The organism is Stenotrophomonas sp. C-A (assembly GCF_054030835.1).
On the sequence record NZ_CM132916.1, the window covers coordinates 1,901,204 to 1,928,126 of the forward strand.

General features: G+C 65.3%; 25 protein-coding genes and 1 other RNA gene. 15 read left to right on the forward strand and 11 right to left on the reverse strand.

Annotated features, from left to right (window positions below; translation table 11 throughout):
* Positions 1–2 precede the first annotated feature (2 nt).
* Together hchA and ACW5IY_RS09115 are read right to left on the reverse strand one after the other, a co-directional pair.
* Entirely contained in the window at positions 3–875 is an 873-nt protein-coding gene (gene hchA / locus ACW5IY_RS09110; protein WP_049434925.1) for a glyoxalase III HchA, read from the reverse strand.
* Positions 876–945: 70 nt separating this feature from the next.
* Complete coding sequence (locus ACW5IY_RS09115; RefSeq protein ID WP_239682909.1) at positions 946–1,878, reverse strand: cupin domain-containing protein; 933 nt, start codon at positions 1,876–1,878, stop codon at positions 946–948.
* A gap of 98 nt (positions 1,879–1,976) precedes the next feature.
* Between ACW5IY_RS09115 and ACW5IY_RS09120 the strand changes: the two genes are divergently transcribed.
* The gene (locus ACW5IY_RS09120; protein WP_049434927.1) at positions 1,977–2,669 is read left to right on the forward strand and encodes an alpha/beta hydrolase; all 693 of its coding nucleotides are present in this window, start codon (positions 1,977–1,979) and stop codon (positions 2,667–2,669) included.
* A 75-nt stretch (positions 2,670–2,744) separates the two neighbouring features.
* On the opposite strand, the gene ACW5IY_RS09125 is transcribed toward ACW5IY_RS09120, so the two are convergent.
* Positions 2,745–4,775 (reverse strand): esterase/lipase family protein, encoded by a 2,031-nt coding sequence (locus ACW5IY_RS09125; protein WP_049434928.1) that lies wholly within the window; start codon positions 4,773–4,775, stop codon positions 2,745–2,747.
* A gap of 153 nt (positions 4,776–4,928) precedes the next feature.
* Between ACW5IY_RS09125 and ACW5IY_RS09130 the strand changes: the two genes are divergently transcribed.
* Positions 4,929–5,390, forward strand: coding sequence for a methyltransferase family protein (locus ACW5IY_RS09130; RefSeq protein ID WP_049434929.1), 462 nt, complete (start codon positions 4,929–4,931; stop codon positions 5,388–5,390).
* Between the two features lie 14 nt (positions 5,391–5,404).
* On the opposite strand, the gene ACW5IY_RS09135 is transcribed toward ACW5IY_RS09130, so the two are convergent.
* The 3 genes from ACW5IY_RS09135 to ssrA form a co-directional block, all read right to left on the reverse strand.
* A complete protein-coding gene (locus ACW5IY_RS09135) occupies positions 5,405–5,893 on the reverse strand; it encodes a hypothetical protein (protein WP_049434930.1) in 489 nt (162 codons plus the stop codon).
* Positions 5,894–6,036: 143 nt separating this feature from the next.
* On the reverse strand, positions 6,037–7,536 hold the full coding sequence (locus tag ACW5IY_RS09140; RefSeq protein ID WP_230080556.1) for a S8 family serine peptidase: 1,500 nt from the start codon (positions 7,534–7,536) through the stop codon (positions 6,037–6,039).
* 342 nt (positions 7,537–7,878) lie between these two features.
* Positions 7,879–8,271, reverse strand: a transfer-messenger RNA (tmRNA) gene (ssrA, locus tag ACW5IY_RS09145).
* A 1,524-nt stretch (positions 8,272–9,795) separates the two neighbouring features.
* Between ssrA and ACW5IY_RS09150 the strand changes: the two genes are divergently transcribed.
* From ACW5IY_RS09150 to ACW5IY_RS09165, 4 genes are all read left to right on the forward strand, one after another.
* Positions 9,796–10,563 carry a hypothetical protein gene (locus ACW5IY_RS09150; protein WP_152906263.1) on the forward strand — a complete coding sequence of 256 codons (768 nt, stop codon included), beginning with the start codon at positions 9,796–9,798 and terminating at the stop codon, positions 10,561–10,563.
* Between the two features lie 457 nt (positions 10,564–11,020).
* A complete protein-coding gene (locus ACW5IY_RS09155; protein WP_239682908.1) occupies positions 11,021–11,416 on the forward strand; it encodes a hypothetical protein in 396 nt (131 codons plus the stop codon).
* A 266-nt stretch (positions 11,417–11,682) separates the two neighbouring features.
* Positions 11,683–12,114, forward strand: a complete 432-nt coding sequence (locus ACW5IY_RS09160) for a GNAT family N-acetyltransferase (RefSeq protein WP_049434934.1) — start codon at positions 11,683–11,685, stop codon at positions 12,112–12,114.
* A gap of 141 nt (positions 12,115–12,255) precedes the next feature.
* Positions 12,256–12,828 carry a hypothetical protein gene (locus ACW5IY_RS09165; RefSeq protein WP_049434935.1) on the forward strand — a complete coding sequence of 191 codons (573 nt, stop codon included), beginning with the start codon at positions 12,256–12,258 and terminating at the stop codon, positions 12,826–12,828.
* A 126-nt stretch (positions 12,829–12,954) separates the two neighbouring features.
* Here the strand turns inward: ACW5IY_RS09165 and smpB are convergent, their stop codons facing one another.
* On the reverse strand, positions 12,955–13,458 hold the full coding sequence (gene smpB, locus ACW5IY_RS09170) for an SsrA-binding protein SmpB (protein WP_010484447.1): 504 nt from the start codon (positions 13,456–13,458) through the stop codon (positions 12,955–12,957).
* Positions 13,459–13,515: 57 nt separating this feature from the next.
* Here smpB and ACW5IY_RS09175 point away from each other — a divergent pair, with 57 nt between their 5' ends.
* Entirely contained in the window at positions 13,516–13,941 is a 426-nt protein-coding gene (locus ACW5IY_RS09175) for a type II toxin-antitoxin system RatA family toxin (RefSeq protein WP_010484449.1), read from the forward strand.
* A 3-nt stretch (positions 13,942–13,944) separates the two neighbouring features.
* Positions 13,945–14,202 carry an RnfH family protein gene (locus ACW5IY_RS09180; RefSeq protein ID WP_010484451.1) on the forward strand — a complete coding sequence of 86 codons (258 nt, stop codon included), beginning with the start codon at positions 13,945–13,947 and terminating at the stop codon, positions 14,200–14,202.
* 36 nt (positions 14,203–14,238) lie between these two features.
* Here the strand turns inward: ACW5IY_RS09180 and ACW5IY_RS09185 are convergent, their stop codons facing one another.
* Positions 14,239–14,631, reverse strand: coding sequence for an outer membrane protein assembly factor BamE (locus tag ACW5IY_RS09185; protein WP_010484453.1), 393 nt, complete (start codon positions 14,629–14,631; stop codon positions 14,239–14,241).
* 103 nt (positions 14,632–14,734) lie between these two features.
* Here ACW5IY_RS09185 and fur point away from each other — a divergent pair, with 103 nt between their 5' ends.
* Positions 14,735–15,142, forward strand: a complete 408-nt coding sequence (gene fur / locus ACW5IY_RS09190; RefSeq protein WP_005409235.1) for a ferric iron uptake transcriptional regulator — start codon at positions 14,735–14,737, stop codon at positions 15,140–15,142.
* 59 nt (positions 15,143–15,201) lie between these two features.
* Here the strand turns inward: fur and ACW5IY_RS09195 are convergent, their stop codons facing one another.
* Positions 15,202–16,446 (reverse strand): SGNH/GDSL hydrolase family protein, encoded by a 1,245-nt coding sequence (locus tag ACW5IY_RS09195; RefSeq protein ID WP_049434936.1) that lies wholly within the window; start codon positions 16,444–16,446, stop codon positions 15,202–15,204.
* 97 nt (positions 16,447–16,543) lie between these two features.
* Here ACW5IY_RS09195 and ACW5IY_RS09200 point away from each other — a divergent pair, with 97 nt between their 5' ends.
* Positions 16,544–17,461, forward strand: coding sequence for a LysR family transcriptional regulator (locus tag ACW5IY_RS09200; protein ID WP_049434937.1), 918 nt, complete (start codon positions 16,544–16,546; stop codon positions 17,459–17,461).
* 102 nt (positions 17,462–17,563) lie between these two features.
* On the opposite strand, the gene recN is transcribed toward ACW5IY_RS09200, so the two are convergent.
* Positions 17,564–19,225 carry a DNA repair protein RecN gene (gene recN / locus ACW5IY_RS09205; protein ID WP_049434938.1) on the reverse strand — a complete coding sequence of 554 codons (1,662 nt, stop codon included), beginning with the start codon at positions 19,223–19,225 and terminating at the stop codon, positions 17,564–17,566.
* A gap of 115 nt (positions 19,226–19,340) precedes the next feature.
* Between recN and hrcA the strand changes: the two genes are divergently transcribed.
* The 4 genes from hrcA (at position 19,341) to dnaJ (ending at position 24,374) form a co-directional block, all read left to right on the forward strand.
* Positions 19,341–20,405, forward strand: coding sequence for a heat-inducible transcriptional repressor HrcA (gene hrcA, locus ACW5IY_RS09210; RefSeq protein ID WP_049434939.1), 1,065 nt, complete (start codon positions 19,341–19,343; stop codon positions 20,403–20,405).
* 63 nt (positions 20,406–20,468) lie between these two features.
* Positions 20,469–20,984 (forward strand): nucleotide exchange factor GrpE, encoded by a 516-nt coding sequence (gene grpE, locus ACW5IY_RS09215; RefSeq protein ID WP_010484465.1) that lies wholly within the window; start codon positions 20,469–20,471, stop codon positions 20,982–20,984.
* Positions 20,985–21,166: 182 nt separating this feature from the next.
* Positions 21,167–23,092, forward strand: coding sequence for a molecular chaperone DnaK (dnaK, locus tag ACW5IY_RS09220; RefSeq protein WP_049434940.1), 1,926 nt, complete (start codon positions 21,167–21,169; stop codon positions 23,090–23,092).
* A gap of 154 nt (positions 23,093–23,246) precedes the next feature.
* On the forward strand, positions 23,247–24,374 hold the full coding sequence (gene dnaJ / locus ACW5IY_RS09225) for a molecular chaperone DnaJ (protein ID WP_049434941.1): 1,128 nt from the start codon (positions 23,247–23,249) through the stop codon (positions 24,372–24,374).
* 59 nt (positions 24,375–24,433) lie between these two features.
* Here dnaJ and ACW5IY_RS09230 read toward each other — a convergent pair whose 3' ends face one another.
* The gene (locus ACW5IY_RS09230) at positions 24,434–25,231 is read right to left on the reverse strand and encodes an AraC family transcriptional regulator (RefSeq protein WP_049434942.1); all 798 of its coding nucleotides are present in this window, start codon (positions 25,229–25,231) and stop codon (positions 24,434–24,436) included.
* Positions 25,232–25,303: 72 nt separating this feature from the next.
* Here ACW5IY_RS09230 and ACW5IY_RS09235 point away from each other — a divergent pair, with 72 nt between their 5' ends.
* A complete protein-coding gene (locus ACW5IY_RS09235) occupies positions 25,304–26,503 on the forward strand; it encodes an MFS transporter (protein ID WP_014036855.1) in 1,200 nt (399 codons plus the stop codon).
* The last annotated feature ends 420 nt before the right edge of the window (positions 26,504–26,923 follow it).

The following is a 26,923-nucleotide window of genomic DNA, read 5'->3' on the forward strand; positions in this document are numbered from 1 at the left end:
GGTCAGCGTCCGGCCAGTGCGTCGAGCAGCGTGCGCGCGGCCAGCTTGCCCAGCGCATTGCCGGCCAGCGGGCTGTCGCCGGTCAGCAGCAGGCGGTCCTGCAGCACGCTGCCATCGATGCCGTCATTGACGATCTGCACGCCCTGCTGCGCCAGGCGTTCACCGAAGAACCACGGCAGCTGCCCGGGCATGTAGCCGATCTCCGGCGTCTGCCGGTCCATTGCATCGGGGAAGGCACAGATGCGGTAGCCGCGGAACAGCGAACCACCGTCGGCCTCGTCGACGCCTGCGGCCAGCAACGCGGCCGGACCATGGCAGAGGGTGATGATGTGGCGTTGCTCGGCCATCGCCCAGCGCAGGGCTGCCTTTACCGCGCGACTCTGCGGCAATCCGATAAGGGCGCCATGGCCACCGGGAATGAACACGGCTGCATAATCCGATGCGGCATCGAGGCCTGCCACCACCTCATCCAACGGCAGTGGCTGGCGGAAGCGGGCCTCGTAGCGGTCGTACAGTCCGCCGATCTCCTTGTCCTCGCGCGGGAACGCCCACCACTCGAACTTCGCGGCATTGCCGGACAGCGTGGCCACATCGATGTCGAAGCCGGCTTTGTCCAGGTGGTACATCGGCAGCAGGGTTTCCACCGGATGGTTGCCGGTGGAGAACAGGTGGCCGTTGGCAGTGGGCAGATAGCGTTCGTCCGCAGCGATCATCAGCACCTTCCAGCGGCCGTCGCGGCGCGCGTCGGGATAGTCGGCACCGGACAGGTCGCTCTTCGCCGACGTGAACTGTGACAGCGAGTACGGAGACGGGAAGAAGGCGTCGCGCTCGGCCGGATCGGGGCTGGGATGGCGGCTGGGCTCTTGCGTGTTCATGCGGACCTCCAGTGGGGTAGTGGAGCCAGCATAGAAGGGCTGATGCGCAGGCGCGATGAGGGTTTTCCCCTTATTCGCGCGACGCTGCCATCTGTTGACGCCAGGCATTCGGGCTCATGCCGAAAGCACGGCGGAACGCACGGCTGAATGCTGGTTCGGAGAGATACCCGACGTCTCCGGCGATCTGCGAAACCCGCCGGTTTCCGCTGCGCAGCAGCTCCGCGGCCAGCTGCAATCGCGATCCAGCGAGATAACGCATCGGTGACATGCCGGTGGCCAGGCTGAACCGCTGCGCGAAGTTCGAGCGGGACTGATTCAGGCTTGCCGCCAGGGACTCGACCGTCCATGCCTGTGCGGGGTGTGCCTGCATCAACGCCAGTGCCCGCCCGATCAATGGGTCGGCCAGTGCGTGCAGACGCTGGCAGTTGTGGGGGCTGGAGGTTCCCAGCCAGTAGCGCAGCGTCCAGACAAACAACAGGTCCAGCAGGCGTGACAGCATCAGCCCACTACCCAGCGTGGGCCGGGCCGCTTCAACCTGGATTGCGCCCAGGGTTACCGCCACCCAATCGGCTGAGCTGGCGGGAAATCCGTTCGGCATCCGGTCAACCCCGGGAACATGCAGCCAGCCGGGCAGGGCATCAAGCAGCAGCTGGCTGCCCGGGCCATCAAATCCAAAGGATGCCGTGGTCAGATGGGCAGGTTGCGGGGCGTCGCCGGCACAGTCGATGCGATGTGTCCGGCCATGCGGCATCAACAGCAGCTCGCCGGTCTGCAGGGGCACCACCGCGGCATCCGCATGCAGGCGTGCCGTGCTCTGTTCGATGAAATGGAAGCAGCCGCGCCCCTCGGCAATGATGCGGGATCCACCGGGCTGCACGACGTGGCGGGTGATGTCGCCGCCGTGCATGCGCGAGGCCTGGAAGATCGCAAACAAGGCGTCGGAGCCGGCCTGAAGCGATTCGGTGGTGTGGAGCCTTGGCATGGTTTTCAGGAGTCCGTGCATCGCCGCTGGCAGGGGCGATCCGTAGTCTGGTCGGGTGGCTTCAGGCAGCGCTGATGGCTGTCGGGCAACGATCCCATCCAAGTGAGGAGTTCTGCAAGATGAGCAAGCCAAGCATCATTCTGGTTCATGGTTTCTGGGGCGGCGCCGCGCATTGGGCCAAGGTGATCCTGGAGCTTGATCGCCGGGGCTTCCACGATCTGCATGCCGTGGAGCTGCCGTTGACGTCGCTGGCCGACGACGCGGAGCGGACCCGGCGCATGATCCGCCAGGTTGCGGGGCCGGTGCTGCTGGTCGGCCATTCGTATGGGGGCGCGGTGATCTCCGAAGCCGGAAACGAACCCAACGTGACCGGCCTGGTCTTCATCGCCGCGTTCGCGCCGGATGCGGGCGAGAGCCCTGGCGGCATCACCCAGCAACAGCTGCCGCAGGCGGCGGCCAATCTGGCGCCGGACAGCGACGGCTACCTGTGGCTGCAACCCGGCAAATTCCACGAGAGTTTCTGCCAGGACCTGCAGGCCGACGAGGCGCGGGTGATGGCGGTCACCCAGAAGGCGCCGCTGGCGAGCACGTTCGGTGATGCCGTCAGTGATCCGGCGTGGCGGCACAAGCCGAGCTGGTACCAGGTCTCCAGCGCTGACCACATGATTCACCCTGACAACCAGCGGCGCATGGCGGCGCGCATGCAGCCACGTGCCAGCATCACGCTGGATGCCAGTCATGCATCGCTGGCATCGCAGCCGGTAGCGGTGGCCGAACTGATCACCGAAGCTGCGTCCGACGGACAAGGCTGAGTTTCCCGGTCTTGCCGCGGTGGCGGTGTCCCGGTCAGCCCGGATACCGCTGCCGTGATGCCGCCACGCTGTGCGTTACTTGTTCTGCCGGTCGTGTTCCTGCATGTCTTCATGCAGGATCCGCCGCAGTTCGACGATGGCCGGCGTGGCTTCCTGCACGCTGTGCCCGGACACGATCACCTTCTCCGAATCCGCGTGCGGCAGGTGCGAGCTCCAGTAGGGCACCAGCCCGTCGTCGGTCTTTTCCAGCGGACCATCGGCCTTGGCCCGCGCGATGATCGAGTGGTAGTGCACCTTCGGCGACATCGGCAGGCCGGCCACGGCGCGGACGAAGGGATCGTCCTTGTCCAGATTCTGGATGCTGTTCATCTGGTAGCCGTGCTTGCCGTCGTTGCGATCGATCTGGCCGTCGTTGGCGATGGTGGCGACGTCTTCCAGCACGGTCAGCGGCAACCGCACCAGGCGACCGATCCAGCGGCCCAGGCGGGTGCCCGCCACATCGGTGCCGCGGTGTGGCGTGGCGATGAATACCACGCGCGATACTTCCGGCTCCGGCAGGAAGGTCAGTACCGGTGCGCCCTTGGTACGCAGCAGTTCACGCTGTGCCGGCGTCATCTGCGCAGTCTCCAGCAGGGTGTCGACCAGATGATCGCCGGAAGAGGAGATCATCAGCCGCGCGATCACCCCACCCATGCTATGCCCGACCAGCACCATGTCATGCGAAGCCTGCGCCTTGCCGCTGGGGTCGAAATGCTTGAACACCTCATCCAGCGTGTGGCGCATCGAATCGTGGCTCATCGCGATGGGCATGTTGGTGGGGTAGTAGAACTGCCAGACCTGGAAGTCCTGGCGGATCTCGTCGTCGCGCATCAGCTCGTTGGCGACGTTGACCCAGGCTTCCGGACTGCTGGCCAGGCCATGGATCATCAGCAGCACGCGGCGGTTCGGATCGTAGGGCTGCATCATGTACAGATGCGGCGTGTCGATGCCGCCCTTGCCGCCGAACAGCGAGCGCAGCGACTGGTGGCTGAAGTTGGAGCGCGCCAGCCACAATGCGTAGCCTGCGGTGAAGTTCGCGGCCAATGGCACCTGCTGCCCATGCAGGGTGACTTCCGTGACCTGGTAGGGATCGTGGATCTCCAGTTCCGGCTCGTCGTCGTGCAGCACTTCCCACAGGTTCTTTCCGGAGAAGCGCAGCAGTACCGTCATCGATGGCGACGGCATCTCGCTCCAGCTCTGCGTCACCGGTGTGGCGGCCTGCGCGGCGGGTGTTGTGGCCGGCGGCGTGGTGGCGGTGGTGGCGGTGGTGGCGGCCGGATCCTCCATCACGGCCACCAGTTCGGCACCGAAGCCATCGCGGCGATGCACGCTGCGCAGCGTGCCGGTGAACGACAGCGAGGCCGCCGGTACCAGTTCGGTGGGGGTACGCGTATCCAGCGGCGATGCCTCGCCTGAAGGTGCCAGCACGAAGGTCCAGCGGCCCAGCTGGAAATGACTGGCCTGGCTGTGCACGCGCCCGGTGGCATACGCGTTGTACAACTGCACCGAGGCTTCCTGCACGGCCAGGTTGTAGTAGTCGCGCACCTGGGTCTGGCGGTCTTCGAAACCGCGCTGGTTGGCCGTTCGCTCGGTGAAGAACAGGTAGGCGTAGGCCTGCCGCGCGACCTGCATCCACGCGTCCAGGCGCGGCTGGAAGTCGGCATCCAGTTCGGTGATCGCACTCTTGGCACGGCCGGAGGTGGAGTACTCGCGCTTGGGCGCGGGCAGGGTCATCGCATACTGCAGCCAGAGCTCGGCCAGGCTTGAGCGCTTGTCCTCCTCGCGCACCACGATGCTGCCTTCCATGGCCTCGATGCAGGGCAGGCCAGGCTTGGCGCAGACGCCTTCGTCGAGACCGGCCACGCGCAGGGTTTCCATGGTGGCCGAACTGAGCTTGCCGGTGGTGAGGATGTCGCCGCGCTTCAGGGCGATGTACTGGCCGGGGCTGACCGAGGCCACCTGCACCGACGGCCCGAACTGGCGCAACGTGGCGCAGCCGCCCAGGGTGAGCAACACGGTGATGATGAGGGTCGTGCGGCCGATGAAGCCCAAGCCCGTGGTTGCCATACGATCCTCCTGCGCGGTGGCGCCACTCTAGCGGTCGGCATGTCAAAGCGGAAGATACCGGGCGGTCGGTTTGGAGTGCGGAAGTGCCGCCAACCGGGCGATTCAGGCATTTCCGTGTGACACTGGGGTGAACAGGATGAACGCGGGGCTGCGATGCGATGGCTTGAGACCCGTGTTCCTCCGCCTCTTGCGATGCTGTTGTGTGCCGCCATCGGTTATATGGGCAGCCGATGGCAGCCGGGCGGGGCGTTGCAGCTACCGATGCCTGAGTTGCTTGCGGGTCTGGTGATGGTCTTCGGCGTGGTCTTGAACCTGCTGCCGAAGCTGGCCTTCCGGCGCGTGGGCACCACGGTCAACCCCTTGCGGCCGGCGGCGTCGAGCGTGCTGGTCACGCACGGCGTGTACCGCTACACGCGCAACCCGATGTATCTGGGGCAGGCCACTGTCCTGGCAGGTGCCATGCTGTACCTGCAGAACCTGGCCGCACTGCTGGCTGTGCCGCTGTTCGTGCTGTACATCAACCGGTGGCAGATCGTACCGGAAGAGCGGGCACTGTCGGCCCGCTTTCCTGGGGCGTACGCAGCCTTCCGCCAGCGAGTACGACGCTGGCTGTAGCGCGGGTCAGGCCGTTACGGCGCGATCTGGCACTTCACGGCGGCGGAATAACCTTCGTAATCGTCACCGGCAATCACGTGCAGGGTGTGGCGCTTGTCGATGCGCTTCACGTACGAGGGCTCTTCGGTGTTGGCGTATTCGTTGACCGTGGTCACCGACCAGGTCTTGGCGAGGCGCTTCGGATCGACACCGTTCAAGTAGACGAAGACGCTCTTCTCGCCCTCGGCGACATTCACATCGGCATGGGTGACGGTACCGCCCAACAGGGCGACTGGCGTGGTTTCCGGCTCGAACGTGCCGCCAGGCTTCCTGGCCAGGCCGGCTGCCTGCAGGGCATCGATGGCCTCGGCTTCGCTGAAGTTCGAACCTGCCTTGCAGGCCAGCAGGGCCTCCAGCGTTGCGGTGCCGGCGGGGGCGATGGCAGGCGGCGGGGCTGCGTGGGTAGCCGAGCTCGCGGCCAGAGCGGTCATGACCACGGCGAACGCGGTGTTTCTGGTTCTCATTGCAGGTCCTTCTGTACGTGACGGAGCAGCGCGCCCGGCACCGGGCGCGGAACCGGATTATGGGCCTGCTGATGTTGCCTGCGTGTACAGATCGGATGCGCGACGAAGGCGCAGCGACCTTGCGGGGCCGCTGCGCCATGCCATCAGTTGCTGGCCGCCTTCACCGCTTCTGCGGCGTCGACAATGCCTGGCCCGCAACCCCCCGGGCAGTTTGCTGCGGCGATCGGGCGCGCAGTGCGACGCAGGATGTCCTTGACCTGGTCGGTGGTCTTGGGCACCGGCGCCACCGCCTGCATCAGCGCGACGATGCCGGCGACGTGCGGCGCCGCCATCGAGGTGCCGGACATGAAGTCGAAGGCGTTGTTGCCCACGGTGGACAGGATGCCCTGTGCCGGATGCTGGCGGGTCGGTGCGCAGTTGCTCTGGCTCGGCGGCGTAGCCAATGGCAGGAACTCGCCTACCGACGCACGGCAGGACCAGGTTTCACCACCGGGTGCGGTGATGTGGATGCCTGCGCCGTAGTTGGAGTAGAACGCACGACGACCGCCCTGGTCGTTGGCGGCAACCGCAATCACGCCCTTGCAGTTCGCCGGAGCAAACTCGGACACATCCAGATTGCTGTTGCCGGCGGCGACCACCACGATCGTGCCCTGCGCGGTGATGTCGTCGATTGCATCCTGCTCGGCCGGCGAACAGGCCCGGCGGCCGCCCAGGCTGAGATTGATGACTTCAGCCGGGTTGGCATTGGCCGGGACATTGGGCACGTTGATACCCGCACTCCAGAGCATGCCGTCGATGATGTCGGCGGAACCGCCATTGCCCTGGTTGCCGAGTACGCGTATCGGCACCACTTTCGCGTTGTAGGCCACGCCGGCGACGCCGATCTGGTTGTTGGTCACCGCCGCGACCGTCCCAGCGACGTGGGTGCCGTGTGCAATGCCCGAGGCATCGAAGGCATCGGCGTCGCGTCCGTCGCCATCGTCGGAGCCACCACAGCCGGGATTCATTCCCCCGATGATGCACTGCCAATCGCTGAACGGGCGGGTGGACGAGATCATGTCGTAACCCGGCAACAGGTTCGCCTGCAGGTCGTTGTTGTTCAGATACCCCGAATCGACCACAGCCACCACCACACCCTGGCCGGTGGAGCGGTCCCACGCGGCCGGCAGGCGCGCACCACTGGTCGGATTGCTGTAGTGCCACTGCTCGCCGTAGCGCGGATCGTTCGGTGTGGCGAACGCGCTCATCATGTAGTTCGGCTGCACATACTCGACGTCCGGATCGTCGGCGATGCGCTGCATCAGGATCTGCGCTTCCGGAAGATCCAGTGCCTTGTCCGTGGTGACAACGTCGGCGCCACCGCCCATGCGGCGCTGGTGGGTCACGGCTGGGGCCGGCGCAGCGCCGATCGAGCGCTTGCTGCGTTGCTGGATGCCGAGGCGCTTCTTCAGCGCATCCTGTGCGGTGGTGGCCGAAACGCGCTTGCTGCTGCCATCCCGGTACTTGACGATGAAACTGCTGTACTGCTCGTTGCTGGCCATGCCTCGCGTCCATACCCGTTCGGTGGGTTGGGCGAAGGCGGGGGCGCTGACCAGAACCAGGGTGATGGCGCTGGCAAGGGAAACCCGAAGCGACGTACGCATGGATACAGTTCCTTTGTGAAAGATGTGTCGAACAGGCCGTGCCCCTCGGGCGCGGCTTCATGTGAAGGGTGCGGGTGCTCCGTGGTCTCCTCTTGATGGCGACCAGGGACGAACGGCTTCGCGGACACATCCCCCCCAATGGGAGGCTGGGAAAATTCTGAAGTGATTTAGTGATGTCGAAGGTGAGAGAAGATGCGCGGTGTCGACATTGCTTGACGGCATCGAATCGCGACTGCGCCTGGGCGGTGAACTCCGCGGCGAGGCGAGGCGGGCAATAAAAAAGCCCGGAAACCCACGTTGGTGGAATTTCCGGGCTTCTCCGGTCCTTGACGAACCGTTCGTTGGTGGAGGTGGGCGGAATTGAACCGCCGTCCGGAGGCACTCCATCCCCAGCACTACATGCTTAGCTCACCGTTGAATCTCATCCCCGAGCAGCACGGTGTGCAAAGCGCACCCGGGAACCAGCCTGTTGTGTTCTAGTGCCGGACTGACAGGCAGCCGCCCAGCGCGATTCCATGATAATGACTCTACGCTGCGAGCATGGACACAAGCAGTTTCGAGGCTCCGCCTAAGTCGGCAGAAGGTCACGCACCGCAGTTTTTAGGCTGCGAGAGCGACCGGAGCGTAGTTGTCGTCGTTGGCAACTAGAGTTTTGCAGCTGGATTTACGAGGAAAGCTACCCCCTCGGCATGCGCCAGGCGACTTCACAACCCCCGTCGAAACCAATGCACCCCCGGTTTCTTCAAGTGCTGCAAGGCTTTGGGGCCAATGCCGGCAAAAAAGCTGACACTGACCCTGCCCAACGAAACGGATCTTACGGCAATCTTCCTGAACAGTCACGCCCGCAACTGCGAGGCGCCTGAGCTGTTCAGTCCTCGGTACCGGTGTCCAGCACCGGGCTGACGAGGGCCCTCAGCGGATCCCAGATAGCCGCCGCCCTGGCGCCGGCGTCGGGAACCATCGATGGGACCATCGGCCATACTTCTTGGCTGTGATCGTCCAGTCCCGGTGCTCCATCTGCCGGGTCACCCACATCACGTTGTCGCCGACGCTGAGCGTGGAACTGCTCCTGGGGTCGTGGGGGACGAATCCGTCGACGGTGGCGGTATGGGTGCGCTGGGCCTTCAGGGCGTCGATCGTCGGCTGCAGCAGCTGCGCCTCACACATGCCGGGCTAGGTCTTTGAGGCCTTCGTCTTGCCCATGACCCAGGCGCGTCGGATATTGGCCGTGCCCTTGCGCCAATCGATGTCCGACTAACAAAGACCGATCATTTCCGAGGTGCGCAGACCCGTTGCGAAGTTGAACAGGCAGTAATTACGGACCTGGTCCTCGCGGCAGGCCGCCAGGATCGATGGGACATCCTCGGGGATCGCAGCCACGGGACGAAAGCATGCATGGAAGGGCCGCTACACCAATCACGTGTTGACACGATTGTTCAGGATTGATAAGAGTTCAGCTGTTGGTGGAGAAGGCAAGGCAGCAATTGGTCCAAGGAGAGTTCTTAGAGTTCTGGATGTTAAAGAGGGCCTACTAAAGCAAAGGAGTGCATATGAAGGGCAAAGGTATATTGCTGGCAGTGGTGGCGAGCGCGGTATTTTTTCGGCTTACTCCCAGACGGTCACTCTGCCGCCGGTTAGGGTCACAGCGCCAAAAGTGGGAGGGGGACAGTTTAGCTGTCTCGGAACCGCATGTGCTGGTGCAGTGAATCAGGAGTCATTCGCAGCCAATCAGCGGTTTCTAGAGGAGCATGCGCGATATCCTGATGAGCTGCCGGAACTCGATCAGCAGCAAGTCTGCAGGGCGATGCGCGCAAGCCGCCCCGCAAACTGTGATTACGGGTCCCCACCGTCTGTGCCTGGATTCAGTCCTGGATGGGTGCCAAATGGGTGTGGCACTGGGCCTCGTGCAAATTGGTTTCTGGGGCGCGCGCTTTCGCAATCCAATTCGTCAACTTATTCGGGGGATCTGAATGCCCCGTTTGCAGGTGTGAGTTTTCTCGCTGCATGTAATGGCCATGATGCCTGTTGGGGCAGTGCGATGCATCGAGGTACCTGTGATGTTCAATTCCGAGGAGCGATGGAGTCCGCTTGTTCAGGGCAGTCGAATCCCGACTCTTTCAATATTTGCATGGGTTATGCAGGAATGTATCACGGGGCCGTATCGACTACGAGTGGATCAAACGAAGCGTACGCAAAGGCGATTAGTGAGAATACTTGTGCTGCCTGGGTCCATGACATGAAAGCAAATGGATGTGCACCATGAGCATTAAATTTGGCGCGAAGTTCGCTATTGTTTCAGTGATATCAGCAGGTCTTTTAATTGCTTGTGGGCCGCCGGCGGAGCAGGTAGCTAGCAAGGCTGAGCTGCGTCCCAGTGATTCTGGGTCTGGATCTGAAAAATTGCTTGGGGAGAGCGGGAACTCTACTTTCAAGTGGGATGGTGACTCTTCACTATCTGCGGAGCAACGTGAATATTTGGCCGATCTCTCGATCCGATACAATGGAATTTTCGCAGGTCTGGAGGGAAGGTCGATGCGTGAGGTAGAGGCTTTGGGTTTCCCCTCTGCCAAAGAATGGTTGGACGCGAAAAATCTCACGGACGATGAGCTTCTCAATAGGGCTCGGCAGGGGGATGTTAAGGCGAAAGCCTTTTATGTCGATAGGGGGATGTTTAAGCTTGAGAGCTTGGTGTCATCTTCTGGAGCTGAAAATATTAGTGAGGTTTTCCAGGCTTCGCCCGCTGCTCGTGATGAATATCAGAAATTGGCGATTGATACACAGGTTTCTGCTGCCGAGATTCTCAAATTTCATCCCAGCCCCTTCGCTGCATACTTGTTTGGACGGACCAGCGCTGTGACTGGCGGGATGGAATTCCCTATTGCCGCTTCAATCGCAGTTGCCGGTGATTTGGGTGACGCGAGGTCGGCCGCATTGCTCCAAGCTTATTCGAGCAAGGTCGGGGCAATGGATCCGGGTGCTGTAATGAGTAGCTATAAGAGTATGTGCAGTATTGCGGGATTGAAATAAGGTTTGTATGCAAACTTTCGTTGTTCTGATTCTATTTCATTTGACAGTCTTGACAATGTCAATGCCCGCTCTTGCCCGCTTCCGGCAGGGGGTGGGCATATTTCGCCAGCGTTTCGGCGTTGGTGCTTTTGTCTGTCGCCCCAATCTTTGCGGCCTTTTTTGCTGTAAACAGCGCGCCTTACTTTAATTTGTACATCCCTGTTGCAGTTCTGGCTGGCTTGCTCTATGTGGCAAGCTTCTTGTCGTCGGTGGTGTCTGTTTTCCTGTATTTCACGCGGGCTCGCGGCTCTGTTCATTGACCGGGGGGAGTAATGTCATTGCAGACGCGAGCGTTTGCCGATCGGAGGTCGGCTGCCAGAACAGTCACGCGGGTGACCGTCCGGCCCCTGCTGTTTGGCGCGTTGCCATCCCTCGGGACGCCGTGCTCGAATTTCTGGGCGCTACTCCACGGGGTCTCATGGTCGTTTCCGTCTGCCCCGGCAGGATGTGGCTGGAATGGGCAGGTGCGCTTGCCGTAGCCGTTCTGGCGATGCAGGCGTGGCCCGCCGCAGCGACCGATTCCCCGCGCCCGACGGCGGAGGTGGGCTACAGCCCTTTGCTGGACCTGTTCAACCTGCTCGACAACCTGCCGGATTGGTTGCCGGGATACACCTCGTCGCTCTACAAGAACGCCTGGCAGCAGCGCTTTGGTCTGGACGAACGGGACCCCGCACTGTTCGGCGCCTACGCAGGCTTCCGCCGGCGCACTTCTGCCTTGGCACAGGATCATGAGGCTACGGCCGTGCTTGTCGACCGGCTGTTCGCTGGCGCAGAGAAGAGCCCCTGGCGATCTACTGGGGCAGTATCGGTTTGAGCATGAGCTGCGCGGTGGCATGTTGTCGGCTGAATCGTCCTGGTACACCCAGCCACATGCAGACCTCGCGGCGAAGGCCCTCGCGGCAGCGTTCCCGGCAACAGGTCCTGCACCAGGGCTGCAGGCTGATCCGTTGTTGAAGGCAGCGGCATCGGTCTGTGCTCAAGTCAGGCCGCAATAGCGCCGAAGGTTGAAGCGGGCCGGCGTAGGGGCGGGCAGGCTTGATAGCATCCAGAATCCTGAGGTGGAACCGTTGGAAGGACGCCATGACGCTTGACGTTGCAGTAACGGATGCACCCAGCGACGAAGCGCTGGAGGTGATTGGCACTGGCTTGGATCAGTTCAATCTTGACGCTGCCGGTTACGCCGATCGGCGAACGCTGGCGGTGCTGGTCACCGATCCGGCCAGTGGCGAGGTGGTGGGGGGCCTTACCGGGCGAACCTCACTGGGCCTGTGGTTCGTGGATCTGTTCCATCTGCCAGCGGCCTATCGCGGCAACGGGCTGGGATCGCGCGTGCTGAAGGCCGCAGAGGATGAAGCACGGCGTCGTGGTTGCCGTTCCGGCGTGCTGTACACCCTCAGCTTCCAGGCGCCCGACTTCTATGTGAAGCATGGATGGGTCGTGTTCGGCCGGGTGCCATGCGATCCGGTCGGCACATGCAGGGTGTTCCTCAGCAAGGACCTGTCAGTGGGGTGAGTGCTGCGGGCGAGCCGCGCGTCCTGTCAATCCGCAACTTGTTGTAGAGCGTCTGTCATAGCGGATTGCTAACTTCGTGGGCACGAATTTGCGACACACTGGCGACGACCATCCAGGCCAGGACAGACACGGAGACGGTGGGTGACCGATGCAAGCCAACAACGCAGCCTGCGGCAGCTGATCGGGCCGGTCGGAGCCGATTACCAGCGACGCGCGTTGCCGCCGGGCTGGGTATGGGCGGTGCTGGCGGTGCTGCTGGCGGCCACCTGGGTGACCGAGTTGCCGGCCACGGCCGCTGCAGCACTGGTCGCCAGCGCGGTGGTGGTGCACTGGTCGCAGCGTGGTCGCATCCATTGGCTGGGGTGGCGCCTGCCGGGCCTGGCGGTGCTGGCGGCCCTGTTGTGGGGGCCGGAAGTGCTGTCGCAGTGGTTCGAGCACGGGCTGGCCGTGGTGCTGATGTCGCTGGCCAGCCTGAGCATTGGTGTGCACGTGTGGCAGTCGCGACAGATGGCCCGCCAGCTGCAGGGCGCGGCCGACGCGCTGGACGATGCCCAGCTGCTGGCGTTGCTGCCGGCTGATGCCGCACAGCTGGCCCAGCAGTGGCGCTCGGGCGATGATCGTTACGCGCCGGAGCTGGCAGTGGTGATGCACCTGGCGGTGATGCACGCGGCACTGGCGCCGCGGGTGCGCAGGCAGGGCATGCTGGCGGGGTGACCAGCGTCTTGTAGAGCCGAGCCTGCGCTCGGCTGCTCTTCTTTCCGAAGCCGAGCGTGGCTCGGCTTTACAGAAAGCCAAAGCAGTCGAGCATGGCTCAACCCTACAGGGTGATGCGCAACCGCCTTACGCGTCGCGGTTGCCGCGACGCATGACACGCTGCTTCTCGATCGCCCAGTCGCGGTCCTTGGCGGCATCGCGCTTGTCGTGGGTCTGCTTGCCCTTGGCCAGCGCGACTTCGAGCTTGATCTTGTTCTTGCTCCAGTACATCGCGGTGGGCACGATCGTGTAGCCATCGCGCTCGACCTTGCCAACCAGCTTGTCGATCTCGCTCCGGTGCAGCAGCAGCTTGCGATCGCGCCGGTCGTTGGCCACGACATGGGTCGAGGCCTGGATCAACGGCGTGATCTGCGCGCCGATCAGGAAGATCTCACCATCCTTCACGTAGGCGTAGGCGTCGACGATGTTGCCGCGGCCAGCACGGATCGACTTCACCTCCCAGCCCTGCAGGGCCAGGCCGGCTTCGAAGCGGTCTTCGATGTGGTACTCGTGGCGGGCACGCTTGTTCAACGCGATGGTTTTGTTGGCCGTCGCGCTCTTTGCTTTATCCTTGCCGCTGTTCTTGCTCATTTCCGTATTGTCTCCGATTCGGGCCCGCCCGGTCGATTGCCGAAACGTCCTGTATTCATGCCTACTATCCGCCGCAGCGCCCTGGTCGAACATTCGGCCGCGCGCATGTTCGACCTGGTCAATGATGTCCAGGCCTATCCGCGCCGTTTCCGCTGGTGTTCGGCTGCCCAGATCCTGGAGCAGGGCGAGGACCGACTGGTAGCGCGCCTGGATCTGGGCCTGGGCTCGTTCAGCACCTGGTTCCAGACTGAAAACACCCTGCAGCGCCCGCACAGCATCGACATGCAGCTGCGCGATGGCCCGTTCAAGCAGCTGCATGGCCGCTGGGAGTTCCATGCGCTGGCCGAAGATGCCTGCAAAGTCACCCTGACCCTGGACTTCGAGCCCAGTTCGCGCCTGCTGGGGCCGGCGCTGGCGTTGGGCTTCCAGAGCCTGGCCGACCGCATGGTCAACGACTTCATCCGCGTTGCCGACGAGGCCTGAGCAATGATCGAGGTCGAGGTGGTGCTGGCCTGGCCGCAGCGGGTGCTCTCGCGCCGGTTGCAGCTGGACGAGGGCGCGACCGTGGCCGAGGCCATTGCCGCTGCTGCGCTGGAAGGCAGTGCCGGCTGCCCGGCGGCGGCCGTGCATGGGGTACTGGCTCGCCCGCAGCAGGTACTGCTGGATGGCGACCGCATCGAGCTGCTACGCCCGTTGCAGGCCGACCCCAAGGACAACCGCCGACGTCGCGCGCTCGGCGGTTGATTCCTGCCGCCCGTCCGTGCGGACGGGCAGGGGGCGTCAGCGACCCTTCTTCTTCTTGTCCTTCGGCAGATTGCGGCCGAACTGGCGCACGGTCTGCTGGGCCAGGGCCTTGTCGTTACCCGGGAAGTAATCGCCTTCCCAGCGGGTCACGTTGTCATTGTCGAAGAACACGGTGAAGTTCTTCACCTCGGTACGGCCCAGGCGGTTCACGCGCTGGCTGGAGGTGTAGTCCCAGCGCTGGGCGTGGAACGGGTCCGGAATGGACGGGGTGCCCAGCAGCGCAGTGACCTGCTGCTTGCTCTGCCCGACCTGCAGCTTGGCCACGGCATCTTCCCGGATCAGGTTGCCCTGATAGATGGGTTGCTTGTAGATGATGCCGCACCCGGTGGTGGACAGGGCGACGGCGGCGACCAACAGGAGATTGCGCATCGGGACTGGCGGTTGGGGAAATCAAACCGATGATACACTCCCGGCGTGCCACCGCGACCCAATCCGAGGCAGCTGGCGCTAAATCGCCAATGAACGGAGACCTATGGAAACCCACGACCTGCGAAAAGTCGGCCTGAAGGTGACCCATCCACGGATGCGGATCCTGGCGCTGCTTGAACAGCGCAATGCCCAGCACCACATGACCGCCGAAGATATCTACCGCCAGCTGCTCGAGCATGGCGACGAGATCGGCCTGGCGACGGTCTACCGGGTGTTGACCCAGTTCGAGGCCGCCGGTCTCGTGCTCAAGCACAATTTCGAAGGCGGCCAGGCCGTCTACGAGCTGGACCGTGGCGGCCACCATGACCACATGGTCGACGTGGACAGCGGCAAGATCATCGAGTTCGAGAGCCACGAGATCGAGGAGCTGCAGCGCAAGATCGCTGCCGACCACGGCTACGAGCTGGAAGAGCACTCGCTGGTGCTGTACGTGCGCAAAAAGCGCAAGTAAGCCGTTCCGGCCAGCCGTAGTGCGACGAAACCCCGGGCTTGCCCGGGGTTTTTCGTTGCTTACGGTAGATCCACGCCATGCGTGGATGGCCCCATGAGCACCTCAAGATCGACCGCCTCGGCCATGGCCCGGTTACCCGCATCGCCCGGGTGCAGGTGGTCACCGGAGTCGTAGGCGGCCGCCATCCGTGACGGATCGGCCGGGTCCCGCAGCGCGGCGTCCAGGTCGATCACCGCGTCAAAAGGGCTGTCCGTGCGCAGCCACGCATTGAGCTGCCGGCGCAGGACATCCTTGTCCGGGTGGTAGTAGTCATCCAGCGGCGTGTCGGGCAGGGCGCCGGCGAACGGTGCCAGGGTGGCGCCTACGATCCGGATACCTCGGCCTCGGGCCTGCTCGGCCAGGGCGCGATACCCCGCCTGTAGTTCGGCCAGCGTGGGCCGGGCCTGGTTGCGGGCGAACGCGGTGCCAGGCCAGCTGATGTCGTTGATGCCGATCAGCACGATCACACTGGCCACGCCGGGCTGATCCAGTGCATCGCGCTGCAAGCGGGCCAGAACCGACTCACCCATGCCGTCGCGCAGCAGCCGCCCCCCGGATATACCGGCGTTGACCACGGCGATGCCCCGCGGTGCCAGACGCGCGGCCAGGTGGTCGGTCCAGCGCTGGTCCTGGTCGAGGCTGGCGGTGGCGCCGTCGGTGATCGAGTCGCCGATCACCACCACGCTACGTGCGCGGGCGGCGGCCTCGACCTCGATGCCGGCCAGGAACAGGCGGGCAGTGGTGCTGCTGGCCGCGCTCAGAGCCTGGGCCCTGCTCTGGTCGCCGGGCGCAGTCCAACTGGTCTGGCGGCCTTCCCAATGGAACGTCTGCACCGGCGTCGGCCCCGGCACGAAGACACTGACCTGCAGTGCCTGCCGGTCATCCGTGACCAGTGGCAGCGGGTCGCTCAGCCGTTCCTGCCCGGGGGAGATCAGCACCCCGGGCTGGCCGTCGAAACTGAGCGGCTGCGGTGTGTCCCCCGCCCGGGCAGCCACGCTCGCTGCCCCGATCCGCAGCGGCTGGGTGCCGTAAGCATTGCTCAGCCGCACCCGCAGCCGAGGCCCGCCCAGGCTGATGCGCGCGGTCTGGCGGAAGGTCTGGTCATGCAACGTGGCCGGGACCAGGGTCGGGAATAGAAAATCCGCGCCCCAGACCGGTTGCGGGCTGGCCTGCCAGCTGGCAACCCAGTGCGGGGCGGATGCGGCACTGGCGACACCGGACAGGGCGAGCAGGGCGGTGGCGGTGAGGTGGCTCAAGCGGTTCATCGGGCGGTCCCGGGTGGAGGGACCACCATGGTGATTCCGTGGTTATCTGTGAACTAGACTGCGCATGGATAATCATCTGTGAACTGGATTCATTGCCATGGCGCGACCTGACATCAACCGATCCGGCGAGCTGGAAGTGTTCGTGCGGGTGATCGAGACCGGTGGCTTCTCCGCCGCCGCCCGCACCCTGGACATGACGCCGTCGGCGGTGAGCAAGCTGGTGGCGCGGCTGGAACAGCGGCTGGGGACGCGCCTGCTGCAGCGTTCCACCCGCCAGCTGCAGCTGACTCCGGAGGGCTGCGCGTTCTACGAGCGCGGCCTGCGTGTGCTGGCCGACCTGGAGGAGGCCGAGCGCTGCGCCAGTGCCCACGCCGAGCCGCGTGGACGGCTGCGGGTCAACTCCAATGTGCCGTTCGGCCAGCATTTCCTGTTACCGCTGCTGCCGGCGTTCCTGGAGCGCAACCCGCAGGTGGGCGTGGACCTGACCCTCAACGACGAGGTGATCGACCTGCTGGAGCAACGTACCGATGTGGCGGTGCGGGCCGGGCCGCTGAAGAGCTCCAGCTTGGTGGCGCGGCGGCTGGGCGCGACGCGGATGATGATCGTGGCCGCGCCGGCCTACGCGCAGCGGCATGGGCTGCCGCGCGACGCTGAGGAGCTGCAGTCGCACAATCGGCTGGACATCGGCCACGCGCGGGCGATGCAGGGCTGGCCATTGCTGCAGGACGGTCGCGAACGGATGCTGCTGCCCAGTGGCAATGCCCGCGCCAGCAACGGCAACGCGCTGCGGCAGCTGGTGCTGGGGGGGCTGGGCATGGCGCGGCTGGCGGCGTTCCAGGTGCAGGAGGACATCGCCGCGGGGCGCCTGCTGCCGGTGCTGGAGGAGGCCAATCCCGGTGACCTGGAAGAGGTGCACGCGGTGTTCCTGGGGCAGGGCGGCTACCTGCCGCTGCGGGTGCGCGCGTTCCTGGATTACCTGGTGGAGAACGTGGATCTGGAGCGGCCGTTGGGGTGATATGCGCCGCGCCGGTGCGCGTAGCCGAGCGTGGGCTCGGCTCTACATGTCGGTTCCGTTTTTTTTGGGGGGGGCGGCTGTAGAGCCGAGCCTATGCTCGGCTCAATGTGCCAGCAGCTTGCGCGCAGCGGCGCGCGCTTCCTTGCTCACTTCCACGCCGCCGAGCATGCGTGCCAGCTCTTCCTCGCGCGCCTTGCTGTCCAGTTTTTCCACTGCGCTCTGGGTCATGCCTTCCACCGGCGCCTTGCTGACCCGGTAATGGGCATGGCCCTTGGAAGCGACCTGCGGCAGGTGGGTCACGCACAGCACCTGGCGCTTCTCGCCGAGGGCGCGCAGCTTCTGGCCGACAATGTCGGCCACGGCGCCACCGATGCCGGAGTCGACCTCGTCGAACACCATGGTCGGCACCGCATCCAGGTCCAGCGCGGCCACTTCGATAGCGAGCGAGATACGCGACAGTTCACCGCCCGAGGCGACCTTGCGCAAGGCGCGCGGCGGTTGGCCGGCGTTGGCGGCGACCAGGAACTCCACGCGTTCGGCGCCCTGCGGGTCCGGCTTGCCGGCGTCCTGCGGTTCCAGCTCGATCAGGAACTGGCCGCCGCCCATGCCCAGCTCGGCGATGATGCCGGTGGTGGTGGCCGACAGTTCGGCAGCAGCGCTGCGACGGCTGGCGGTCAGCACTTCAGCCTGCACACGCCAGGCGGCGGCGGCCTTGTCGATCTCGCCGGCCAGGCGCTGCAGGCGTTCGTCGGCGCCGCGCAGCTGCTCCACTTCGGCGTGCATGCGCTCGCGCTGCGCGCCCAGCTCGTCCATTGGCACGCGGTGCTTGCGGGCCAGGTCGTGCAGGCGGCCGAGACGGCGCTCGTTCTCTTCGAACTGCTCCGGGTCGGCATCGAGGTCGTCGTGCACCCGGTCCAGCAGCGACAGGGCTTCATGCAGCTGGATCGAGGCGTTCTCGATCAGGCCGTCCACCTCGCCCAGGCGCGGGTCGTGTTCGATCAGGCGCGACAGCTCGTGGCGCACCTGCTGCAGCAGGTCCAGCGCGGAGCTCCCGTCATCGCCGTTGAGCTGGTTGCTGGCGGCCTGGCAGGCGCTCAGCAGGGCGCTGGCGTGGGCCTGGCGGCGATGGCTGGCACCGAGCGCCACGATCGACTCCGGCTCCAGGTCTTCGCGGTCCAGTTCGCGCAGCTGGTGCTCCAGGAAGCCGATCCGGTCACTCACGTCGCCCTGTTGCGACAGCGCCAGCGATTCATCGACCAGTGCCTGCCATGCGGCCGCGGCGCGGCGCACCTGGCGGCGCTCGTTCTCGTTGCCGGCATAGGCATCCAGCAGGGCCAGCTGTGACGGGCGCGTCAGCAGGGCCTGCTGTTCGTGCTGGCCGTGGATCTCCACCAGCAACGAGGCCAGGTCGCCCAGCTGGGCCAGGGTCACCGGGCGGCCATTGATCCACGCCCGCGAACCGCCGTCGGCACGGATCACGCGGCGCAGCTGGCATTGTTCTTCGTCGTCCAGCTCGTTGTCGGCCAGCCACTGGCGCGCGGCCTGCAGCTGGTCCAGCGCGAACTCGGCCGAAAGCTCGGCGCGCGCGGCGCCGTGGCGGACCACGCCGCTGTCGGCGCGCAGGCCGGACAGGAAGCCCAGCGCGTCGACCATCAGCGACTTGCCGGCGCCGGTCTCGCCTGAAACCACGGTCATGCCTGGCCCGAACTCCAGTTCGGTGGCGCGGACGACGGCAAAATCCTTGATCGAAAGATGTCTGAGCATGGGTAAGGGGGTATCAGCAGCCGCGCAACGCTAGCACGTGGGCGAGGGAGGTCCAATGACTTGCCAAGGTGATGCGCCGCCATTATCTAGTGTCCGTGTCTCACAGGTTGATTCCATGCACGGTTCTCCCGACCAGCTTGCCCCGCGTGCGCGCCATCTGCTGCGCACGCTGATCGCGCGTTACATCCAGGACGGTGAGCCGGTCGGCTCGCAGACGCTGGCGCGCGTGGCCGGCCTTGAGGTCAGCCCGGCCACCATCCGCAACATCCTCGGCGACCTGGAGGACCTGGGGCTGCTGGCCTCGCCGCACACCTCGGCCGGGCGCGTCCCGACCGCACACGGCTACCGGGTGTTCGTCGACAGCCTGCTGCAGATGCAGCCGCCGGGTGAGGGTGAGCTGGCCCGGTTGCGCCAGGAACTGGCCGGCGGTGGCAGCACCCAGGCCCTGCTCGGCAGCGCCTCGGAGCTGCTGTCGGCCATGAGCCACTTCGTCGGCGTGGTCAGCGCGCCGCGGCGCGAGCAGTTCGCCTTCCGCCAGATCGATTTCGTGGCGCTGGACGGGCGCCGGGTGCTGGCGATCCTGGTGTTTGCCGACAACGAGGTGCAGAACCGGGTCATCGAGACCCGCCAGGAGTTTGCGCCGGGCCAGCTGGAGCAGGTGGCCAACTACCTCAATGCGCATTTCGCCGGCCTGCCGATGGCCGAGATCCGCACCCGCCTGCTGCTGGAACTGCGCGACGCCCGGTCCGAGCTGGAGCAGCTGCTGGCGTACAGCATCGAGCTGGCCGAGCAGGCCCTGCAGCCGGCGGCCGACGACATGCTGGTGGCTGGCCAGACCCGCCTGATGGGGGTGCAGGACCTGTCCGACCTGGAGCGCCTGCGTGAACTGTTCGAGCTGTTCTCCAGCAAGCGCGAGATCCTGCAGCTGCTGGAGCGGACCATCCAGGCGCCGGGCGTGCGCATCTTCATCGGCGAGGAGACCGGGATGATGCCGCTGCAGGGCGTCTCGCTGGTCACCGCCCCGTACACCGCCAACGGCCAGGTGCTGGGCGTGCTGGGCGTGATCGGCCCCAAGCGGATGGCCTACGACCGCATGATCCCGCTGGTGCAGGCCACCGCCGATGTGCTCGGCGCGGCCTTTTCACCCGCCGGGCGCACTCCCGGAACATCCGACGCTTGAAACGCAGCATCCCGCCCACACTAGGGTGGGTGGAGGCGGAGAGTGACCGCCAGGGACCCAGACATGAACCACGAACAGCCAGATATCGAATCCCAGCAGAGTGCCGCTGATGCGGCTGCCGCCGCCGGCGTCAACGACGAAGTGGAGCGCCTGCGCGCCGAGGTCGAGCAGATCAAGGCCGATGCGCTGCGTGAGCGCGCCGACCTGGAGAACCAGCGCAAGCGCGTGGCCCGTGACATCGAGCAGGCCCGCAAGTTCGCCAACGAGAAGCTGCTCGGCGAGCTGCTGCCGGTGTTCGACAGCCTGGATGCCGGCCTGAAGGCCGCCGGCGACGACCCGCACCCGCTGCGCGAAGGCCTGGAGCTGACCTACAAGCAGCTGCTGAAGGTGGCCGCCGACAACGGTCTGGTCCTGCTGGACCCGACCGGCCAGCCGTTCAACCCGGAACACCACCAGGCCATCAGCCAGGTGCCGGCCCCGGGCGCCGCCCCGGGCAGCGTGGTGACCGTGTTCCAGAAGGGCTACCTGCTCAACGAGCGCCTGCTGCGGCCGGCGCTGGTGGTGGTGGCCGCCGATTGATTGACCGGGCCGGGTGATGCCCGGCCCCGGTCGTGCCAGGCCATGCCTGGCAAGGTTTTCCAGGCGCTGAACACAGCGTTCGGGAGATGGCTTGAATGTTCCACGAGCCTCCCCCACATCGTATTCATCCACCGGCCGAGCGGCCGGACTGACCCCAACAAGCATCCTCAGGAGTCTCCCCCATGGGCAAGATCATTGGTATCGACCTCGGCACCACCAACTCGTGCGTGGCGATCATGGACGGCGGCAAGGCCCGCGTCATCGAGAATTCGGAAGGCGATCGCACCACCCCGTCGATCGTCGCCTACACCAAGGACGGCGAAGTCCTGGTCGGCGCCTCGGCCAAGCGCCAGGCCGTGACCAACCCGAAGAACACCTTCTACGCGGTGAAGCGCCTGATCGGCCGCAAGTTCACCGACGCCGAAGTGCAGAAGGACATCGCCCACGTCCCGTACGGCATCCTCGCCCATGACAATGGCGATGCCTGGGTGTCGACCAGCGACGGCAAGAAGATGGCCCCGCAGGAAATCTCGGCCAAGGTGCTGGAAAAGATGAAGAAGACCGCCGAGGACTTCCTCGGTGAGAAGGTCACCGAAGCGGTCATCACCGTGCCGGCCTACTTCAACGACAGCCAGCGCCAGGCGACCAAGGACGCCGGCCGCATTGCCGGTCTGGACGTCAAGCGCATCATCAACGAGCCGACCGCGGCCGCGCTGGCCTATGGCCTGGACAAGGGCGACAACAAGGATCGCAAGATCGTGGTGTACGACCTGGGCGGCGGCACCTTCGACGTCTCGGTGATCGAGATCGCCAACGTCGACGGCGAAAAGCAGTTCGAAGTGCTGGCCACCAACGGCGACACCTTCCTGGGCGGCGAAGACTTCGACAACCGCGTCATCGAGTACCTGGTTGAAGAGTTCAACAAGGACCAGGGCATCGACCTGCGCAAGGATCCGCTGGCCCTGCAGCGCCTGAAGGATGCTGCCGAGCGCGCCAAGATCGAGCTGTCCAGCGCCCAGCAGACCGAAGTGAACCTGCCGTACGTCACCGCTGACGCCTCGGGTCCGAAGCACCTGAACATCAAGCTGACCCGCGCCAAGCTGGAAGCGCTGGTGGAAGACCTGATCAAGAAGTCGATCGAGCCGTGCCGCGTCGCCCTGAACGATGCCGGCCTGCGTTCGAGCGACATCAGCGAAGTGATCCTGGTCGGTGGCCAGACCCGCATGCCGAAGGTGCAGCAGGCGGTGACCGAGTTCTTCGGCAAGGAACCGCGCAAGGACGTCAACCCGGACGAAGCCGTGGCACTGGGTGCTGCGATCCAGGGCGGCGTGCTGGGTGGCGACGTCAAGGACGTGCTGCTGCTGGACGTGACCCCGCTGTCGCTGGGCATCGAGACCATGGGCGGCGTGTTCACCAAGATCATCGAGAAGAACACCACCATCCCGACCAAGGCCTCGCAGGTGTTCTCCACCGCCGAGGACAACCAGTCGGCCGTGACCGTGCACGTGCTGCAGGGTGAGCGCGAACAGGCCCGCTTCAACAAGTCGCTGGCCAAGTTCGACCTGTCCGGCATCGAGCCGGCCCCGCGCGGCCTGCCGCAGGTGGAAGTGTCCTTCGACATCGACGCCAACGGCATCCTGCACGTGTCGGCCAAGGACAAGAAGACCAACAAGGAACAGAAGGTCGAGATCAAGGCCGGTTCGGGCCTGTCCGAGGAAGAGATCGCGCGCATGGTCGCTGACGCGGAAGCCAACCGCGAAGAAGACAAGAAGTTCCAGGAACTGGTGCAGGCCCGCAACCAGGCCGACGCCCTGATCCACGGCACCCGCAGCGCCATCACCGAGCACGGCAGCAAGGTCGGCGGCGAAGTGATCGGCAAGGTCGAGGCGGCACTGGCCGACCTGGAAACCGCGATGAAGGGTGACGACAAGGCACAGATCGAAGCCAAGTCGAAGGTGCTGGAAGAAGCCGGTCAGTCGCTGTTCGCTGCCGCTTCGGCCGACCAGGGCGGTGCTGCCCCGGGTGCCGACGCCGGCAATGCAGGCAAGGCGCAGGATGACGTGGTCGACGCCGAGTTCACCGAAGTCAAGGACGACAAGAAGTCCTGATCCGGACCGACACGGGACGCTGGCCACCAGCGTCCCGTTGTCGCATCAGGGTCCTGACCGCCCACCGGCGTGTCGGGGCGCCCGACGCAAGAGCGGACCTGGTTCCGCTCTTCCGCTTTGACGAATCCCGACTTTCCGGAACCCGATTCACGATATGAGCAAGCGCGATTACTACGAAGTGCTGGGCGTTGCCCGCACCGCCACCGACGACGAGCTGAAGAAGGCCTACCGTCGCTGCGCGATGAAGTTCCACCCGGACCGCAACCCGGGTGATGCGGCGGCCGAAGCCTCCTTCAAGGAGTGCAAGGAAGCCTACGAAGTGCTGTCCGACGGCAACAAGCGCCGCATGTACGACAGCCACGGCCATGCCGCGTTCGAGCACGGCATGGGTGGCGGCGGCGGTCCGGGCGGCCCGGACATGAACGATATCTTCGGCGATATCTTCGGCAACATCTTTGGTGGCGGCGGCGGTGGTCCGCGCCAGGCCCGTCGCGGTGCCGACATCGGCTACGTGATGGAGCTGGACCTGGAAGAAGCCGTGCGCGGCGTCGAGCGCCGGATCGAGATCCCGACCCTGGCCGAGTGTGGCGACTGCGATGGCAGTGGCTCGGAAGACGGCAAGGTCGAGACCTGCAACGTCTGCCATGGCCGTGGCCAGGTGCGCATCCAGCGCGGCATCTTCGCCATGCAGCAGGCCTGCCACAACTGCGGCGGCCGTGGCCAGATCATCGCCAAGCCCTGCAAGACCTGCCACGGCAATGGCCGTGTCGAGGAAGACAAGGTGCTGTCGGTGAAGGTGCCGGCCGGCGTCGATACCGGTGATCGCATCCGCCTGCAGGGCGAGGGCGAAGCCGGCCCGGCCGGTACGCCGCCGGGTGACCTGTACGTGGAAGTGCGCGTGCGTGAGCATGCGATCTTCCAGCGCGATGGCGACGACCTGCACTGCGAAGTGCCGATCCGCATCTCGCAGGCCGCACTGGGCGACACCGTGCGCGTGGCCACGCTGGGCGGCGAGGCGGAGATCCGCATCCCGGCCGAGACCCAGACCGGCAAGCTGTTCCGCCTGCGCGGCAAGGGCGTGCGCTCGGTGCGCAGCCGCAGCGAAGGTGACCTGTACTGCCGTGTGGTGGTGGAGACCCCGGTCAACCTCACCAACGAGCAGCGCAAGCTGCTGGAGCAGTTCGAGGCCACCTTCGTCGGCGAGGAAGCGCGCAAGCATTCGCCGAAGTCGGCCACCTTCATGGATGGCGTGAAGGGCTTCTGGGACCGGATGACGTCCTGAGTTTTCAACCCAAGCGTTGAACGGTAGCGCCGGGCCATGCCCGGCGTTTTCGTTTGCGGTCAGCGGAAAAACGCCGCCGGTGTCTGCCCCAGCTGCCGCTTGAACATGCTGGTGAACGCGCTTGGGCTGTCGTAACCCATCGCCAGCGCGACATCGATGACCTTGTCGCCGACCGCCAGCCGTTCCATCGCGGCCAGCAGCCGCGCCTGTTGTCGCCACTGGCCGAACGTCATGCCCAGTTCGCTGGCGAAATGACGCTGGATGGTTTTCACGTCCACCTCCAGCGCCTGTGCCCAGTCCTGCAGGGTGGCGTCGTCGCCGGGATGCTTCTGGATGTGCTGGCAGATCCGCTGCAGGCGCGGGTCGGTGGGGGAGGGCAGGTGCAGCGGCAGCACGTCCATGCGGTGCAGCTCGTCCAGCAGCAGGCGCACCAGGCGGCCGTCGCGGCTGTCGTCCACATGCGCGGTCTCGATCAGGCTGGCGGCCAGCAGCAGCTCGCGCAGCAGCGGCGCTACCTGTACCGCAAATGCCTCGTCCGGCAGCTGCGGCGCGAAGTCCGGCTCCACGTACAGGCTGCGCATGTGTACCTCGGCGATGCAGTCCACCGCGTGCGCCATGCCGGCCGGCACCCAGATCGCGCGGGTCGAAGGCACCACCCAGCGGCCGCCGTCCGCACGCACCACCATCAGTCCGGACATGGCGAACACCAGCTGGTGACGGCGGTGCCGGTGGGGCGCGATGTGGGTGCCGGGCTTGTAGTGGCGGGCGCGGCAGGTCACTGGGCGGTGCACCGGAACCTCGTTCCACGGCGCAGTCTCGCGGACCGGGCAGGGGGTGTCCTTTTTGCGATATGCCATGACCCGAACGCGGCAGAAGGGAGGGGGAGGTCACCGTAGCATGCGTGGCTCGCCCCCAACCTGACTGTGTCCATGTCAACCCTGGCTTCTCCTGCAACGACCTCACGCCCGGTGGCCCCCGGCGTGCTGGCCGCCATTTCCACCTCGCATGTCGTCAACGACATGATGCAGTCGCTGATCCTGGCCATCTATCCGGTGATCAAGGGCGGCTTCAACCTGAGCTTCACCCAGATCGGCCTGATCACGCTGACCTACCAGCTCACCGCCTCGATCTTCCAGCCCTTGATCGGCATGGCCACCGACCGCCGCCCGGCGCCGTACTCGCTGCCGATCGGCATGGCCTCGACCCTGTGCGGCATGCTGCTGCTGGGCTTCGCACCGAACTACGCGGTGGTGCTGATGGCGGCGGCGATGGTCGGCATTGGTTCGGCCATCTTCCATCCGGAAGCCTCGCGCATCGCGCGGCTGGCCTCGGGCGGTCGACATGGTTTTGCACAGTCGGTGTTCCAGGTCGGCGGCAACTTCGGTACCGCGCTGGGCCCGCTGATTGCCGCGGCGGTGATCGTGCCGTATGGCCAGCATGCCGCATCATGGTTTGCCGGCGCCGCCCTGATCGGCATCGCGTTGCTGACCTATGTCGGCCGCTGGTATGCGCTGCACCTGGGCACCCCGCGTCCGGCCAGCACCGCGTCGATGGCCCCGCGGCATCCGTCGCGCACCGTGGCCAAGGTGCTGGCGATCCTGCTGGTGCTGATCTTCAGCAAATACTTCTACATGGCCAGCATCGGCAGCTACTTCACCTTCTACCTGATCCACCACTTCGGCATTCCGGTGGCACAGGCGCAGCTGCACCTGTTCGCGTTCCTGGTGGCGTCCGCCGCCGGCGGCTTCCTTGGCGGCCCGCTGGGTGACCGCATCGGCCGCAAGCCGATCATCTGGACCTCGATCCTCGGCGTGGCGCCGTTCGCACTGATGCTGCCGCATGCCGATCTGTTGTGGACCACGGTGCTGGCGGTGCTGATCGGTTTCGTGTTGTCGTCGGCGTTCTCGGCGATCGTGGTGTATGCGCAGGAGATGATGCCGCACCGCATCGGCATGGTGTCCGGCCTGTTCTTCGGCTTCGCCTTCGGCATGGGTGGACTGGGTGCTGCCGTGCTGGGCCTACTGGCGGACAAGACCAGCATTGAGTACGTCTACCAGCTGACCGCGTTCCTGCCGCTGCTGGGCATCGTGGCGGCATGGCTGCCGCCATCTCGGCCTGCTGCTCACTGAGGGGGGGTGGGTTTGCAGGGCTTGCAGCCCTGCACCTGCAGAGGCAACGTCAACAGCAGAAGCGGGCTATCCGTGGGTTGGCGGGGTGGGTCCGGTTGCAGGGGACGCCGTAAACCCATCCCTGGGGGCTTGGCCGCGGCATCCATGCCGCGGACACCCCTGCAACCGGACCCACCCCGCCTTCGACAGTTTTCCGTGATCTGCCGGAACGGCTTACTGCTCTGGTAGGTGTCGACCTTGGTCGACACGGTAGATCCATGCCATGCGTGGATGAATTCATTCGATGTCTGACAGATGTGTCGACCAAGGTCGACACCTACCAACAGCCGTGCGGCACAACAGCCGCAGTTACCAACAGCCGCGTGAACCTGTCGAAGGTGGGGCGGTGTCGGAGTGCGGGGTGTCCGCGGCATGGATGCC

What these genes read in the sequence shown, in the direction of transcription:
- dnaK (WP_049434940.1), top strand. Translation starts at nt 21,167, where the DNA reads ATGGGCAAGATCATTGGTATCGACCTCGGCACCACCAACTCGTGCGTG.
- ACW5IY_RS09135 (WP_049434930.1), bottom strand. Translation starts at nt 5,893, where the DNA reads ATGAGAACCAGAAACACCGCGTTCGCCGTGGTCATGACCGCTCTGGCC.
- ACW5IY_RS09125 (WP_049434928.1), bottom strand. Translation starts at nt 4,775, where the DNA reads ATGGCAACCACGGGCTTGGGCTTCATCGGCCGCACGACCCTCATCATC.
- ACW5IY_RS09160 (WP_049434934.1), top strand. Translation starts at nt 11,683, where the DNA reads ATGACGCTTGACGTTGCAGTAACGGATGCACCCAGCGACGAAGCGCTG.
- ACW5IY_RS09150 (WP_152906263.1), top strand. Translation starts at nt 9,796, where the DNA reads ATGAGCATTAAATTTGGCGCGAAGTTCGCTATTGTTTCAGTGATATCA.
- ACW5IY_RS09200 (WP_049434937.1), top strand. Translation starts at nt 16,544, where the DNA reads ATGGCGCGACCTGACATCAACCGATCCGGCGAGCTGGAAGTGTTCGTG.
- dnaJ (WP_049434941.1), top strand. Translation starts at nt 23,247, where the DNA reads ATGAGCAAGCGCGATTACTACGAAGTGCTGGGCGTTGCCCGCACCGCC.
- ACW5IY_RS09155 (WP_239682908.1), top strand. Translation starts at nt 11,021, where the DNA reads ATGGTCGTTTCCGTCTGCCCCGGCAGGATGTGGCTGGAATGGGCAGGT.
- recN (WP_049434938.1), bottom strand. Translation starts at nt 19,225, where the DNA reads ATGCTCAGACATCTTTCGATCAAGGATTTTGCCGTCGTCCGCGCCACC.
- ACW5IY_RS09175 (WP_010484449.1), top strand. Translation starts at nt 13,516, where the DNA reads ATGCCTACTATCCGCCGCAGCGCCCTGGTCGAACATTCGGCCGCGCGC.
- hchA (WP_049434925.1), bottom strand. Translation starts at nt 875, where the DNA reads ATGAACACGCAAGAGCCCAGCCGCCATCCCAGCCCCGATCCGGCCGAG.
- smpB (WP_010484447.1), bottom strand. Translation starts at nt 13,458, where the DNA reads ATGAGCAAGAACAGCGGCAAGGATAAAGCAAAGAGCGCGACGGCCAAC.
- ACW5IY_RS09195 (WP_049434936.1), bottom strand. Translation starts at nt 16,446, where the DNA reads ATGAACCGCTTGAGCCACCTCACCGCCACCGCCCTGCTCGCCCTGTCC.
- ACW5IY_RS09230 (WP_049434942.1), bottom strand. Translation starts at nt 25,231, where the DNA reads ATGGCATATCGCAAAAAGGACACCCCCTGCCCGGTCCGCGAGACTGCG.
- ACW5IY_RS09235 (WP_014036855.1), top strand. Translation starts at nt 25,304, where the DNA reads ATGTCAACCCTGGCTTCTCCTGCAACGACCTCACGCCCGGTGGCCCCC.
- ACW5IY_RS09120 (WP_049434927.1), top strand. Translation starts at nt 1,977, where the DNA reads ATGAGCAAGCCAAGCATCATTCTGGTTCATGGTTTCTGGGGCGGCGCC.
- ACW5IY_RS09130 (WP_049434929.1), top strand. Translation starts at nt 4,929, where the DNA reads ATGCGATGGCTTGAGACCCGTGTTCCTCCGCCTCTTGCGATGCTGTTG.
- ACW5IY_RS09140 (WP_230080556.1), bottom strand. Translation starts at nt 7,536, where the DNA reads ATGCGTACGTCGCTTCGGGTTTCCCTTGCCAGCGCCATCACCCTGGTT.
- hrcA (WP_049434939.1), top strand. Translation starts at nt 19,341, where the DNA reads ATGCACGGTTCTCCCGACCAGCTTGCCCCGCGTGCGCGCCATCTGCTG.
- grpE (WP_010484465.1), top strand. Translation starts at nt 20,469, where the DNA reads ATGAACCACGAACAGCCAGATATCGAATCCCAGCAGAGTGCCGCTGAT.
- fur (WP_005409235.1), top strand. Translation starts at nt 14,735, where the DNA reads ATGGAAACCCACGACCTGCGAAAAGTCGGCCTGAAGGTGACCCATCCA.
- ACW5IY_RS09180 (WP_010484451.1), top strand. Translation starts at nt 13,945, where the DNA reads ATGATCGAGGTCGAGGTGGTGCTGGCCTGGCCGCAGCGGGTGCTCTCG.
- ACW5IY_RS09115 (WP_239682909.1), bottom strand. Translation starts at nt 1,878, where the DNA reads ATGCACGGACTCCTGAAAACCATGCCAAGGCTCCACACCACCGAATCG.
- ACW5IY_RS09185 (WP_010484453.1), bottom strand. Translation starts at nt 14,631, where the DNA reads ATGCGCAATCTCCTGTTGGTCGCCGCCGTCGCCCTGTCCACCACCGGG.